The organism is Pseudomonas sp. GM17, from assembly GCF_000282175.2.
GTDB classification, from domain to species: Bacteria; Pseudomonadota; Gammaproteobacteria; order Pseudomonadales; family Pseudomonadaceae; genus Aquipseudomonas; species Aquipseudomonas chlororaphis.
Genome location: NZ_CP124732.1, coordinates 5,173,374 through 5,186,353, shown reverse-complemented (window position 1 = coordinate 5,186,353; position 12,980 = coordinate 5,173,374). Strand labels below are relative to the sequence as shown.

Here is a 12,980-nt window from a genome sequence, read left to right as displayed (position 1 = left end):
GACATTGGCCATTCGATGGGGGATGAAAGCCGCCATGGCTGACAGCCTTACCGCAGCGGCTGCCGTGACTGCAAATGTTGAAAGTGGATTCGCCATCGCCGCAGGAGCCGCCTCAGCGGCAACAGGAATAGCCTCTGAAGCAACAAAACAAAGTAATCCGGAAGTGTCCCAGAAACTGAAGTGGGCATCGTTGGGGCTGGGTGTGGGTTCGGCAGTGTTCGGGATGGGGGCAGGGGCGGCCAAAGTACAGAAAGGTCTACGCGGGCTCTCTGGGCGGTTGGGGCGAATCAAGGAGCAGGGGCTTAGTGGCCGAGGGGCCACAGCTGCCGGAAGGGAGATGGCAGCTGAACGCAATTCACCATTACGCTTACGGGGTGGTGGTAATGATGAGACAGTTCTCTATCGTGGCGACTCTCGCTCACCAGGTGCAATAAGAAGTGCAGGGGGATTCACTCCCAAAAGCGGTAAAAGTGCTTCAGGTGTTCGGCAAGAATATTATGACAAATTAAGATCGTCGCCTGACGGTGTTGCTCGAGGCCATGTCGCTTTCAAAAATCCAGATTTCGTTTCAACGGCTGTTGACGAGCAATGCGGCGGTTATTCCAGTGGCTATATATATAAAATTAAAATGCCTAATTTCAATGTTCATAAGTTTGGCCCCGATATCTTAGGCGCTGGAGCCAAGCCATTGATGTCAGGCAGATTGTTTCCGCACTTGATGGTGAGTGGAGAAACGTACTCTGGGTCAGAACTTGTGGCTATACAGCAACCTCTTCAGTCCGACTCGCCTGAGGTTTCCTTTCTAACCTCTATACCCAATAGGTACATAACCAACTGGCGTGAAGGCAATAGTAATGAATGGAATGTCTTTTAACCCCCGAAGCCCTTTCAAGACGTAGGGAACTTCCGCAGGAGGTTTAATATGAACTTGCAATTAACCGGTAGTGACAACCGTGGCAGCCTGGTGCTGTCCTCGAGTGGCGGTGTCATCTCAACCTTTGCGTATTCACCATTCGGGGCCACGGCCTCACGGACCGGCTCGGCAGCATCCTTGCCGGGTTTTAACGGGGAGCGCGCAGATCCGTTCTCCGGGGTGACGCACCTGGGGAACGGCTACCGGGCGTACAGCCCGGCATTACGGCGTTTTACCTGCCCAGACAGTGAAAGTCCGTTTGGCATCGGAGGGGTTAATCCCTACGTCTACTGTGACAGCGACCCTATTAACCTGAGTGACCCCAGCGGGCATGGCCCGATTACCTGGCTACTAAGGAAGGCGACGACATTGGCCATTCGATGGGGGATGAAAGCCGCCATGGCTGACAGCCTTACCGCAGCGGCTGCCGTGACTGCAAATGTTGAAAGTGGATTCGCCATCGCCGCAGGAGCCGCCTCAGCGGCAACAGGAATAGCCTCTGAAGCAACAAAACAAAGTAATCCGGAAGTGTCCCAGAAACTGAAGTGGGCATCGTTGGGGCTGGGTGTGGGTTCGGCAGTGTTCGGGGTGGGGGCAGGGGCGGCCAAAGTACAGAAAGGTCTACGCGGGCTCTCTGGGCGGTTGGGGCGAATCAAGGAGCAGGGGCTTAGTGGCCGAGGGGCCACAGCTGCCGGAAGGGAGATGGCAGTTGAACGCAATTCACCATTACGCTTACGGGGTGGTGGTAATGATGAATATCCAACTAGGTTGCCATTGGATAATAAAAGATATCCACCGTCCGAAGAAGTTGAGTTCATAAGGGGCAGGTTTAATGCCGAGCCTGGAAGAAATATCGCTTTTATGGACTACGACGTTGAGGGGCAGCTAGGTACTTTTGCCAGTGTAAGTGGTCAGGTCAAGAGGTTGGGGACAGTCAGCCCACCGGTAAGACGCAGGTTCAGAACCTTTGCCGTTGGACATTCTCGGGATTACGACACCGAGGTGAAGCTGCTTGAAAAATTCCAAAGAGTATTTCCGGATACTAATGCAAGAGGAGCAATCTACTTACACTCTCAGCTTCCCATGTGCAAATCATGTCTTTCTGTATTGAGTCAATTCAGTAGGCAGTACGAAAAAGTAGCCGTTTACGTTGGGGAGGGAACTAAATCTGCAACTAGGTTTCGGCCATCTTAGCGGGTGTCCATAATCATCAAGTTCTCATGAGCTCTTCAATGTTTCTTGGGCTTCTTGGGGTCTTTACAGGCCCTGAGGAGCAAGAAACAAGAGCACCGACTTTGTTGAAGGTGCTCTTTCTGAGTCCTGGGAGAACGAGATTTTGGCTGAAGATTATCGGTCAGCTAATTTTTATCTGTGAAGACCTGGTGTTTTTCAGGTGCTGGTTGCTCTCTGGAAAAACACGAGCGAATGCCTTATTTGCAATGATTGAAGAGGCATCCACTATATTTGCCCACGGTCAGTCATATCCAATGCCCCACAGATCATCCCTATCAGGTCTCCGTTATGATCATGAATGGGTGTAGTCCAGTACTGGACAATCATGCGTCGTCCACCAATATGCAGCACTAGATTGTCGTTGTTAGTCTTGATCTGACGAATCATAAGAAAGTATTGGGTTTTGAAATTTTCTATTTCATCAAATGGTGGCCAACCTAGATCAGCGATCTGCTTGCCATATATTTCGGCTTCGCTCTTGTCGATAAAGTCACAGAACGCTTGGTTGCAAAATATTAAACGTCCTTCCGTGTCGCATGCATGTATCTGCAAGAGCATGGAGCTGACGATGGAGTGGGATATGTAAAGCTCATTCTCGGCTTTCAATGTTTCATGCAGGGCGGGGCGAATCTTGCGTGTGTTGTTTTCTCCGTGAGCAAAGCTGTTTCGATTGTAAACTTCGATAACTTCAATCAATGAGGTTACGTTAAGCTTCTGCATCAGCCGGGTCTTGTACGTGCTGACGGTTTTAAAACTGATGGACAACAGGTTGGCTACACCTTGATTCGTCAGTCCTTGTGCCAAATATTGCAATACTGTCAACTCGCGTTCAGATAACTGGTGCAAAGCCTCATTCTCCGAGGGCTTGGTTGCGAGCAATCCCTCGGCACCGACAGGAAAATAACTGCGCCCAGAGAGGGCAGCCTTCACACCCCTGTCCAGTTCTTCCAAATCATCGTCTTTACTCACAAAGCCGACAGCTCCTGCTTGTAGGCAGCGCCCTGCAAAATATTCCGCATTCTGAGAACTGAAAATCAATATCTTGAGACTGTTATGGTGTATTCGCATTCTGCGAATCAAGTCCAATCCGCCAATTTTTCGAGTATTGAGCTCCAGGATTACCAGGTCAGGGTGCAACTCTCGATGTACTGTAAGAGCCTCTAGCCCGGTTCCTGATTCAGCGACAATTTCGTGTCCCAGACTTTCAAGTCTTGTGCGAACGGCATATCTGATAACTGGATGTGAATCGATAATCATGATTCGGCACATCTATCCACCCCTTTATTGATCTTTGCGCTTCTGCATACAGCTAGGGATTAAGCAATTGACCTGTAGGTTAATTGTGTTGCGGTTGTTGTCTGGAATAGCAGGTCTGGCATTGTACTCAATATTTTTAGTGCACTCTACAAAGTTGGGGTGGGATTACTCCTACAGACTTGTTCTGAGTGCTTGTGGATACTAATGTCTATTTCAGGTTTTTATGGGGGGCAATCTTTATTGCTCCGCCCAAAGAACAGTGCTTGATTCCGTGAGCTCGTTCCGGGTTTACCCACCGTGCCTGCTCCAGCACTTCTCACTGATATTAAACATTCAGGTATCGGCCTGGCGCATAAAGGTTCTCGGCAGCACTGGCAGCTATAACTCCGACGTAATGGGGTACGGGCTTTTGTTGATTATCTGCTGACCGTATTCTGCTGGCCGGGTGTAGTCAGGTCGCGCTCCGTCACCGGCTATCCTTCCATCCGAACCAATTGCCGCCTTTAATAAGAAGCATTACTATTCACGCCTCCCCACCCTCAGCACACCGCAATGACCCCCAAGCTGCCTCGCCGACCAGGCTTTTTCGAGCACTACGAAGAGTTGATCGGCACCTGGACGCGTCGGCTGAAGAACCGTTCGCAGGCGGAAGACCTGGCCCACGACACCTTTGTCCGGGTGCTGGAGTCGGATGCGGCGGCGGTGCAGCAGCCGCGGGCGTATCTGCACCAGACGGCGCGCAATATTGCGGTGGATGCTTACCGTCGCGAGGACCGGCGCGGCGCCATGGAGGCGGAGGCGATGTATCCAGTTGCGTCGCCCGGCGGCGACCCGGAGCATTTCATGCATGCGATCCAGCTGGCCGACTCCATCGAACGGGCCCTTGGCGAGTTGCCGTTGAACTGCCGCAAGGTGTTCGTCTGGCAGAAGCTCGAAGGGCTGACCCAGGCCGAGATTGCCGAGCGCCTGGGGCTGTCAAAAAACATGGTGGAAAAGTATATGATCCGCACCCTGCGGCATCTGCGCGAGCGTGTGGACGGGCCGCAGTGATGAATGCCATGACTTTTTCACCCCCAGCCCAGCAGGATGTTCCATGACGCAGATTCGTGAGTGCGCGTGCGGGCAGGCGACGGTTCGCGACGAGGCGGCGCTGTGGTTTGTGCGCCTGCAAGAACCGGCGATCGCCGCCGAGGAGCGGCAGCGTTTCGACGCCTGGCTGGCGCAGCACGACGCGCATCGGGACGAATTCCAACTGCTGCAATCGCTGTGGGCGGCCACCGACCTGGTGCCCAAAGAGCGTTTGCAGGCGCTGTGCGCAACCCCCGTCGCTTCCCTCAAGCGCCGCCCGCTGCTGCGTTACGCGGTGGCCGCCAGTGTGCTGGCGGCGGCGCTGGGCCTGGGGCTGTTCAGCGGCCTGGGCCGCTCCGGCATCTACAGCGCCGAGTTCGCCACGGCCTTGGGCGAGCGCCGGCATGTGGCCTTGCCCGACGGTTCCCAGGTCGACCTCAACAGCCGCAGCCGCTTGCTGGTGCGCTTTGAAAGAGGCCAGCGCAGCGTCGAGCTGAGCGAGGGCGAGGCGATGTTCAGCGTCGAGCACGACAGCAGTCGGCCCTTCGTGGTGGCGGCAGGCCCGGGCAAGGTCACGGTCACCGGCACGCGTTTCGACGTGCGCCGCGATGCCACGCAGACCCGGGTGGCGGTGGAGCAGGGCACGGTGAAGGTCCAGGGCCGCGAGGCCGCCGACGGCGAGTTCGTCAGCCTGACCGCGGGCCTGGGCACCGCGGTCGATGCCCGGGGGCGGGTGGCCGCGGCTTATGCGGTCGACTCGCAAGCGTTGACGGCATGGCGCAGCGGCAAGCTGGTGTTCAACAACGCCAGCCTCAGCGACGTGGCCGCCGAAGTGTCGCGTTATCGCCAGCAGCCGCTGCGAGTCGGCAACGAGGCAGTGGGCCGGCTGCGCCTGACCAGCGTGTTCAAGGCCGACGACACCGACGCGCTGCTCAAGGCCTTGCCGAGCATCCTGCCGGTGGCGGTGAAGACCCATGCCGACGGCAGCCAGGAAATAATTGCGCGATAGATTCAGGTTTTTTTCGAGCTCTTCGTCTTCTTGTCCAACTGCAACTGGTTTGCATTAACAGCCGCATCTTCTTGCGATCAACAGGACTGCTCGAACTTGAAACGCCACGACCTGAATAACAACAATCCGTCCCTGCCTTCCACCCGCTGGCTGCCGCTGGCCTTGGCCCTGGCCCTGGCGGTCAGTGTCGCGCTGCCCCAGGCCCATGCCGAGCAGGCGCCGAGCGCCATTCATATCCAGGCCCAGCCCCTGGGCGAGGCGCTGAGCCAGCTGGGGCTGCAAACCTCGCTGCAGGTGTTCTTCAGCCCCGAGCTGGTGGCCGGCAAACAGGCCCCGGCGGTGGACGGCAACCTGTCGCCGGAGCAGGCGTTGCGCCAGTTGCTGCAAGGCAGCGGCCTGCAATATCAGATCGATGCCGGCTCGGTGACCCTGAGCCCGGCGCCGTCGGCCGCGGCGGGCGCCCTGGAGCTGGGCGCCACCAGCATCAGCGTGGTCGGCGACTGGCTGGGCGACGCCAACGAGGCGGTGGTGCAGAACCACCCCGGCGCGCGCACGGTGATCCGCCGCGAAGCCATGGTCGAGCAGGGCGCGATGAACGTCGGCGACGTGCTGCGCCGGGTGCCCGGGGTGCAGGTGCAGGACGCCAACGGCACCGGCGGTAGCGATATTTCCCTCAACGTCGGCGTGCGCGGCTTGACCTCGCGCCTGTCGCCGCGCTCCACCGTGCTGATCGACGGCGTGCCGGCGGCCTTCGCGCCTTATGGCCAGCCACAGTTGTCGATGGCGCCGATCTCCTCGGGCAACCTCGACAGCATCGACGTGGTGCGCGGCGCCGGTTCCGTGCGCTATGGGCCGCAGAACGTCGGCGGGGTGATCAACTTCGTGACCCGGGCCATCCCGGAAAAAGCCACCGGGGAAATCGGCACCACCCTGGAAACCTCCCAGCGCGGCGGCTGGAAGCATATCGACACGGCGTTCCTCGGCGGCACCGCGGACAACGGCATCGGCGCGGCGCTGCTGTACTCGGGGGTCAACGGCAACGGTTATCGCGCCAGCAACAACGGCAACGACATCGACGACGTGATCCTCAAGACCCATTGGGCGCCCACCGACCAGGACGATTTCAGCCTCAACTTCCACTACTACGACGCCAAGGCCGACATGCCCGGCGGGCTGACCCAGAAGCAGTACGACGCCGACCCCTATCAGTCGGACCGCGACTGGGACAACTTCAGCGGCCGCCGCAAGGATGTGTCGTTCAAGTACCTGCGGCAGATCGACGATCGCACCCAGTTCGAAGTGCTGACCTACTACTCCGACAGCTTCCGTGGCAGCACCATCGCCGCTCGCGACCAGAAGACCCTGGTGTCCTATCCGCGCACCTACTACACCTTCGGTATCGAGCCGCGGGTGTCCCATGTGTTCGACCTTGGCCCGACCACCCAGGAAGCCAGCGTCGGCATGCGCTACCTGAAAGAAGGCATGCACGAAGAGGCCAGCCGCCTGGCCCTGGTCAACAACCAGCCGGTGGTGCGCCCGGGGTCCGACGGCCATGTGTACCAGGACCGCACCGGCGGCACCGAGGCCACGGCTTTCTATATCGACGACAAGATCGACGTCGGCAACTGGACCGTCACCCCGGGCATCCGTTTCGAGAACATCCGCACCGAATGGCACGACCGCCCGGTGCTCGGCACCAATGGCGCGCGGGTCGAGGAGAAGCGCCGGGAGATCAACAGCAACGAGCCGCTGCCGGCGCTGAGCGTGATGTACCACCTCTCCGATGCGTGGAAGCTGTTCGCCAACTACGAGACGTCGTTCGGCAGCCTGCAGTACTTCCAGCTGGGCCAGGGCGGCGTCGGCGACCAGACCGCCAGCGGCCTGAACCCGGAGAAGGCCAAGACCTACGAGATCGGTACGCGCTACAACGATGAAGTGTGGGGCGGCGAGCTGACGGCGTTCTACATCGACTTCTCGGACGAGCTGCAATACATCAGCAACGATGTCGGCTGGACCAACCTCGGCGCGACCAAGCACCAAGGGATCGAGGCATCGGTGCACTACGACCTGGCCGCGCTGGACCCGCGCCTCGACGGCCTGACCGCCAACGCCGGTTTCACCTACACCCGTGCCACTTATGAAGAGGGCGGTTCGGCGTTCAAGGACCGCGACCTGCCGTTCTACTCGCGCCAGGTGGCGACCCTCGGCCTGCGCTACGACATCAACCGCTGGACCTACAACCTCGATGCTTTCGCCCAGTCCAAGCAGCGTTCGCCGGGCAGCATGGTCAACACCGACGGCAGCTTCAACAACAACTACATCACCGAAGGTACCGCCGACGGCCAGTACGGTGACATACCGGGCTATGTCACCTGGAACGTGCGCGGGGGTATGACTTCGGCTCGCAGCTGTCGAACCTCAAGCTCGGCGCCGGGGTGAAGAACGTCTTCGACAAGCAGTACTTCACCCGCTCCAGCGACAACAACGCCGGCATGTACGTCGGCGCGCCACGGACCTTCTTCGTCCAGGCCAGCGTCGGCTTCTGACCGACCGTGTCGCGCCCATCGCGGGCAAGCCTCCCGAGGATTGCCCGCGATTTTTTATGCCCGGCGCAAATCCCTGTAGCCGCTGCCGCAGGCTGCGCAAAGGCCCGCAGGGCCTTCCTGCAATCTTGAAAACACAGTGGGCGCTCGATGGCCCGCGAAAGGGCTCACACCTTCAACACTTTCCCACTGGCCGCCACGCCGATCAGCATCACCGCGATAAGGCCGAAGGCGATGCTCAGGCTGCTGCCGTGGGCGATAAAGCCGATCAGCGCCGGGCCGGCGAGGATGCCGGCGTAACCCAGGGTGGTGATGGCCGGCACGGCGATGGCTTCGGGCATGACGGTCTGTTTGCCCACCGCGGTGTACAGCACCGGCACGATGTTCGAGCAGCCGACGCCCACCAGCGCGTAACCCACCAGCGCGGCTTCCCAGGCCGGTGCCAGGGTCGCCAGCAGCAGGCCCGCGGCGGCCACCGAGCCGCCCATGACGATCACCCGCGTGGCCCCCAGCTTGTGCACGATGGCATCGCCGGTCAGGCGGCCGACGGTCATGGTCAGGGCGAAGGCCGCGTAACCCAGGCCGGCATAGGCGGCATCCACCTGGCGCTCGGCGCTGAGGAACACCGCGCTCCAGTCCAGCACCGCGCCTTCGGCGAGGAACACCACGAAGCACAGGCAGCCAATGAACAGCACCACGCCGTGGGGCACGGCAAAGGCCGGGCCCGAACTCCGGCTGCCATACGGCAACATGTGCGGCGCCGCCTTGAGCAGGGCGACGACCAGCAAGGCCACCACCACCAGGGTCGCGCCCAGCGGCGACAGGCCCAGGCCGAGCATGGCGCTGACCCCGGCCGCGCCGACGATGCCGCCGAGGCTGAACAGGCCATGGAAGCCCGACATCATCGGCCGGCCGCTGGCCCGTTCGACGATCACCGCCTGCAGGTTCACCGTGGAATCCACCGTGCCCAGCCCGGCGCCGAACATGAACAGCCCGGCGATCAGCAGCGGCACCGTGCTCACCGTGGCCAGCAACGGCAGGGCCAGGCAGATCAGCAGGCTGCCGGCGGCCATCACCCGCCGGCAACCGAAGCGCCCGGCCAGCACCCCGGCGATCGGCATCGCCAGGATCGAACCCACGCCCAGGCACAGCAGTAACAGGCCCAGGGTGCCTTCATCGAGCCCGGCCCGGGCCTTGGCGTAGGGCACCAGCGGCGCCCAGGCGGCGATGCCGAAACCGGCGATGAAAAAGGCGATGCGCGTGGCCATCTGTTCCAGGCGGCCGGGGCTGATCTGTTGCTCTGAGGTGTGGGTGTTGAGGGCTGTCATAAAAATCCTTGGCGGTCAGCTCCAGGCGCCTGTCGGGCAATCGGCGGTTGCCGCTGGAGGACCGGGCCGGCCGTTTCACCGACCCGTTGTTGATACACCGCCGGCGACATGGCGCCTTCGGTGTGGATAAGCAGGACGCGCGAGTGGGCGTCGAGGTGCGCGACTTTGCGCCGCGCGCCATCCTTGCACATCAGGCTCAGTCCCGCGAGGCCCGCGGCAGCGGATTCGCCGGCCAGCAGGGGAATGTCCCGGGCGCTGCCGGTGGCCAGCTGGCACATGGCGCCGGCGGTGAGCGCGTCGGGGAGTGTGACCAGGCAATCGTTCGAAGGTTGCAGGAAGCGCCAGGCCGGGCCAGCCATCGACGAGCCCAGCGCGCCACTGGCCAGGCCCCGGCTCGCAGCCCTGGAAATAATATTGCGTGGCTGGCGAATTTGTTTCGCATAATCGCCAGCCTTTGCACAATTTCATTCCATTGATTGCCCACCACTGATTGCCCGCCCATGGATTGCCCGCATGACCACCAGCCTGGATGCCTACGACCTGAAACTGCTCGCCGAACTGCAACGCGATGCGCGCACCCCGCAAAGCGAGTTGGGGTTGCGGGTGAACCTGTCCACCGCGGCGGTCAACCGGCGCCTCAAGCGCCTGAGCGATGAAGGGGTGATCGAACGCTACAGCGCGGTCATCGCTCCCGAGGCCCTGGGCTATGAGTTGAGCATCATTGTCGAGGTGGAGGTGGAGAGCGAACGCATCGATCAGCTCGATGCGCTCAAGCGCAGCTTCCAGGCCTGCCCGCAGGTGCAGCAGTGCTACTACGTGGCGGGCGAGTGCGATTTCGTGCTGATCTTCGCCGTGCGCAACATGGCCCAGTACAACGAATTGACTCGTGAGCTGTTCTTCGAGAACAACAACGTCAAGCGCTTCAAGACCCTGGTGGCCATGAGCCGGGTCAAGGTCGGGCTGGATGTGCCGACCCAGCCTTGATGAGTGATTGGCCCCGGTTTGCCAAAAACAAAAGTTCTTCTGTAGGAGCGAGCGGGCGGCGATTCGACTTGCTCGCGATAAACGAAAACGCGGTCTGTCAGGCGGACCGCGTCGTTCTTATCGCGAGCAAGCTTCGCTCCTACAGAACCCAGGGTAGTTCTGGCTGGCTGGTAAAAACGACAACGCGGCGCCCTTGGGCGCCGTGTTGTCGTGGGGAGGCCGATCAGCCCTGGCGACGGGCATCCAGGCTGAAGCGACCGGCGCCGAAGGCCACCACTTGCAGCAGGCCGCCGGCCATGGCGATGTTCTTGAAGAAGTGGATGAACTGGTTCTGGTCGCCCAGGTTGTTGTGGAAGGCCAGGGCGGTGGCCACGCTGAACACGGCCAGGCCCAGGGCGACCAGGCGGGTGCGATAGCCGGCGATCAGCAGCAGGCCGCCACCCAGTTCCACGGCGATGGCGATGCCCAGGGCCAGTTGCGGGAAGGGCAGGCCGACCGACTGGATGTAGCCGACCATCGCGGCCGGCGCGGCGATTTTCGAGAAACCGGAAAGGATGAAAATGGCGCTGAGCAGGACGCGCCCGATCAGGCTGATGCTGGCGTTGCTGTTCGAGGTAGTGGACAGGCTGTTGGTCAGTGTGGACATGCTGGATTCTCTCGGTGGATTCGGCCTCACCACCTTGGTGCGCCGCGATGGAGAGAAGTTTGCCACTGGCGTTATGAACGTAATAGCCGAATAATTTCGAGTGTCAGGTTCGATTTTTTAGAACGTAGCCTTTGCGAGAACAGCCCCATGTCCAGCAACCCCGGTACGCCCACCCTCGATCAATTGCGCATCTTCCTCACCATCGTCGAGGTCGGCAGCTTTGCCGGCGCGGCGCGCAAGCTGCATCGCGCCACCTCGGTGATCAGCTATTCCATGGCCAACCTGGAGCTGCAACTGGGGGTCAGCCTGTTCGACCGCAAGACCACCCGCAAACCCCAGCTCACCGAGGCCGGGCGCACGGTGCTGGCCGAGGCGCGGAGCATCTATAACGGCATCGACGGCCTGCGGGCCAAGGTCAAGGGGCTGCTGCAAGGCCTGGAAGCAGAGGTTCACCTGGTGATCGACGTGATGTTCCCGGCGGCGCGCATCGTCGATGCGCTGAAAAACTTCCGCCGCGAGTTCCCCACGGTGCAGCTGCACCTGCACATGGAGGCCCTGGGCGCGGTGGCCGAGATGGTGCTGGCGGGGCGCGCCGCGGTGGGTGTCAGCGGCATGGTGAACCGCAATATTCCCGGTATCGAGCGGGTGCAGGTGGGGTTCGTCCGGTTGATCCCGGTCGCCGCCCCGGAACACCCGCTGGCGCAAGCATCGGTCAACCTGCCGGGGGCTGGTCGCGAGCATGTGCAGTTGGTGCTGTCAGACCGTTCCGAGCTGACGCGCAATCAGGATTTCGGCGTGGTCGGCACCCACAGCTGGCGCCTGGCGGACCTGGGCTCCAAGCATATGCTGCTCAGGGAAGGCATCGGCTGGGGCAACATGCCGGCGCCGATGGTCGAGGAGGACCTGGCCGGTGGGCGCCTGGTGCAACTCGATCTGCCGGGCGGCCAGGGCCTGCCTTATGGCTTCGACGCCATCTACCGTCTCGACACGCCACCGGGGCCGGCGGCGTCCTGGCTGATCGCTTGGCTGGTGGCCCAGGCTCAGTCCGCCTGAGGCATTGCCTGATCGGCTTCCTGGAGCGGGCCGAGGGCCTGGGCCAGGAAGTCGACGAAGAAGCGGATCTTCTGCGACACATGGCGATTGCTGGCATACACCGCGTAGATGGTCCGACGCGGCATGGAGTGACAGGGCAGGACCCGCTGCAACTGGCCGCTGTCGAGCAGCGGCTGGGCGATGAACGAGGGCAGGGCGCCAATGCCCAGCCCGGCCTGGAGCATGTCGCTGAGCATCAGGCTGTTGTCCACGGCAAAACGCACCGGCAGTTCCAGGCGGCTGCTGCCTTGCGGGCCTTCCAGCTGCCAGTGGCCGGGGTGTTCGGCCAGGCGATAGGCCAAGCAGCTGTGCTCGCGCAGCTCATCGACCGTCTGTGGGCTGCCCTTGGCCTGCAGGTAGGCCGGGGCGGCGCAGATCACCTGTTCGATTTCCCCCAGGCGCCGGGCGATCAGCGACGAGTCGCTCAACTGTCGGCGTATCCGCAACGACACGTCGAAGCCTTCGCTCACCACATCCAGCAGGCGGTCGTCGAGGGTCAGGTCGATGTGAAATTGCGGGTAGCGCCGCATGAAGTCGGCCAGGATCGGCGACAGCACCTTGAGGCCGAACGACAGCGGCGCGTTGACCCGCAAGCGGCCGCCGGGCTCGCGGGTGCCGGCGCGGGTCGCGCATTCCAGGGCCGTCAGTTCGTCGAGCAGGTGGCAGCACTCGCTGAAGTAGGCCTGGCCGGCGTCCGACAGGCTCATGCGGCGCGTGGTACGCAGCAGCAACAGGCTGCCCAGGTGTTCCTCCAGCTGGCGCACCTGCTTGCTGACCGCGGCGGTGGATTGCCCCAGGTCGTTGGCCGCGAGGCTGAAGCTGGCGCGCTCCACCACTCGACGAAAGGTGCGCATGGCTGCCAGCACATCCATATTGTTTCTCCTGGGTTGAATATGTCTTAACGAAA

General features: G+C 61.3%; 11 protein-coding genes and 1 pseudogene. 7 read left to right on the top strand and 5 right to left on the bottom strand.

All coding sequences use genetic code 11. From position 1 onward, the window contains the following. Window positions 1–34 precede the first annotated feature (34 nt). Together PMI20_RS23085 and PMI20_RS23080 are read left to right on the top strand one after the other, a co-directional pair. Complete coding sequence (locus PMI20_RS23085; RefSeq protein ID WP_284169371.1) at window positions 35–874, top strand: enterotoxin A family protein; 840 nt, start codon at window positions 35–37, stop codon at window positions 872–874. Window positions 875–922: 48 nt separating this feature from the next. Further along, on the top strand, window positions 923–2,107 hold the full coding sequence (locus PMI20_RS23080; RefSeq protein ID WP_284169369.1) for an RHS repeat-associated core domain-containing protein: 1,185 nt from the start codon (window positions 923–925) through the stop codon (window positions 2,105–2,107). A gap of 264 nt (window positions 2,108–2,371) precedes the next feature. Here PMI20_RS23080 and PMI20_RS23075 read toward each other — a convergent pair whose 3' ends face one another. After that, window positions 2,372–3,403, bottom strand: a complete 1,032-nt coding sequence (locus tag PMI20_RS23075; RefSeq protein ID WP_162136167.1) for a response regulator — start codon at window positions 3,401–3,403, stop codon at window positions 2,372–2,374. Window positions 3,404–3,955: 552 nt separating this feature from the next. On the opposite strand from PMI20_RS23075, the gene PMI20_RS23070 reads away from it, so the two are divergent. From PMI20_RS23070 to PMI20_RS23060, 3 genes and pseudogenes are all read left to right on the top strand, one after another. Beyond that, a complete protein-coding gene (locus PMI20_RS23070; RefSeq protein WP_007923383.1) occupies window positions 3,956–4,453 on the top strand; it encodes a sigma-70 family RNA polymerase sigma factor in 498 nt (165 codons plus the stop codon). 43 nt (window positions 4,454–4,496) lie between these two features. Further along, on the top strand, window positions 4,497–5,480 hold the full coding sequence (locus PMI20_RS23065) for a FecR family protein (protein ID WP_007923384.1): 984 nt from the start codon (window positions 4,497–4,499) through the stop codon (window positions 5,478–5,480). A gap of 96 nt (window positions 5,481–5,576) precedes the next feature. Next, window positions 5,577–8,026 (top strand): annotated as a pseudogene (locus PMI20_RS23060) (TonB-dependent siderophore receptor). A 164-nt stretch (window positions 8,027–8,190) separates the two neighbouring features. On the opposite strand, the gene PMI20_RS23055 reads toward PMI20_RS23060, so the two are convergent. Together PMI20_RS23055 and PMI20_RS23050 are read right to left on the bottom strand one after the other, a co-directional pair. Then, on the bottom strand, window positions 8,191–9,351 hold the full coding sequence (locus PMI20_RS23055) for an MFS transporter (protein WP_114762364.1): 1,161 nt from the start codon (window positions 9,349–9,351) through the stop codon (window positions 8,191–8,193). After that, window positions 9,348–9,710: a PALP domain-containing protein gene (locus PMI20_RS23050; RefSeq protein WP_007932739.1), complete on the bottom strand. Its 363-nt coding sequence runs from the start codon at window positions 9,708–9,710 to the stop codon at window positions 9,348–9,350. Before PMI20_RS23050 ends, PMI20_RS23055 begins: the two co-directional genes overlap by 4 nt. A 154-nt stretch (window positions 9,711–9,864) precedes the next feature. Between PMI20_RS23050 and PMI20_RS23045 the strand changes: the two genes are divergently transcribed. Next, window positions 9,865–10,335, top strand: coding sequence for an Lrp/AsnC family transcriptional regulator (locus PMI20_RS23045; RefSeq protein ID WP_007932741.1), 471 nt, complete (start codon window positions 9,865–9,867; stop codon window positions 10,333–10,335). A gap of 223 nt (window positions 10,336–10,558) precedes the next feature. Here the strand turns inward: PMI20_RS23045 and PMI20_RS23040 are convergent, their stop codons facing one another. Continuing rightward, window positions 10,559–10,981: a DoxX family protein gene (locus PMI20_RS23040; protein ID WP_007932743.1), complete on the bottom strand. Its 423-nt coding sequence runs from the start codon at window positions 10,979–10,981 to the stop codon at window positions 10,559–10,561. Between the two features lie 147 nt (window positions 10,982–11,128). Between PMI20_RS23040 and PMI20_RS23035 the strand changes: the two genes are divergently transcribed. Beyond that, entirely contained in the window at window positions 11,129–12,034 is a 906-nt protein-coding gene (locus tag PMI20_RS23035) for a LysR family transcriptional regulator (RefSeq protein WP_007932744.1), read from the top strand. On the opposite strand, the gene PMI20_RS23030 is transcribed toward PMI20_RS23035, so the two are convergent. Further along, window positions 12,022–12,945, bottom strand: a complete 924-nt coding sequence (locus tag PMI20_RS23030; protein ID WP_007932747.1) for a LysR family transcriptional regulator — start codon at window positions 12,943–12,945, stop codon at window positions 12,022–12,024. The genes PMI20_RS23035 and PMI20_RS23030 overlap by 13 nt on opposite strands. Between the last annotated feature and the right edge of the window lie 35 nt (window positions 12,946–12,980).

Bases quoted from the DNA above. Each gene is read 5' to 3' on its own strand.
- PMI20_RS23040 (WP_007932743.1), bottom strand. From the start codon at position 10,981: ATGTCCACACTGACCAACAGCCTGTCCACTACCTCGAACAGCAACGCC.
- PMI20_RS23065 (WP_007923384.1), top strand. From the start codon at position 4,497: ATGACGCAGATTCGTGAGTGCGCGTGCGGGCAGGCGACGGTTCGCGAC.
- PMI20_RS23070 (WP_007923383.1), top strand. From the start codon at position 3,956: ATGACCCCCAAGCTGCCTCGCCGACCAGGCTTTTTCGAGCACTACGAA.
- PMI20_RS23075 (WP_162136167.1), bottom strand. From the start codon at position 3,403: ATGATTATCGATTCACATCCAGTTATCAGATATGCCGTTCGCACAAGA.
- PMI20_RS23085 (WP_284169371.1), top strand. From the start codon at position 35: ATGGCTGACAGCCTTACCGCAGCGGCTGCCGTGACTGCAAATGTTGAA.
- PMI20_RS23050 (WP_007932739.1), bottom strand. From the start codon at position 9,710: ATGGCTGGCCCGGCCTGGCGCTTCCTGCAACCTTCGAACGATTGCCTG.
- PMI20_RS23080 (WP_284169369.1), top strand. From the start codon at position 923: ATGAACTTGCAATTAACCGGTAGTGACAACCGTGGCAGCCTGGTGCTG.
- PMI20_RS23035 (WP_007932744.1), top strand. From the start codon at position 11,129: ATGTCCAGCAACCCCGGTACGCCCACCCTCGATCAATTGCGCATCTTC.
- PMI20_RS23045 (WP_007932741.1), top strand. From the start codon at position 9,865: ATGACCACCAGCCTGGATGCCTACGACCTGAAACTGCTCGCCGAACTG.
- PMI20_RS23030 (WP_007932747.1), bottom strand. From the start codon at position 12,945: ATGGATGTGCTGGCAGCCATGCGCACCTTTCGTCGAGTGGTGGAGCGC.
- PMI20_RS23055 (WP_114762364.1), bottom strand. From the start codon at position 9,351: ATGACAGCCCTCAACACCCACACCTCAGAGCAACAGATCAGCCCCGGC.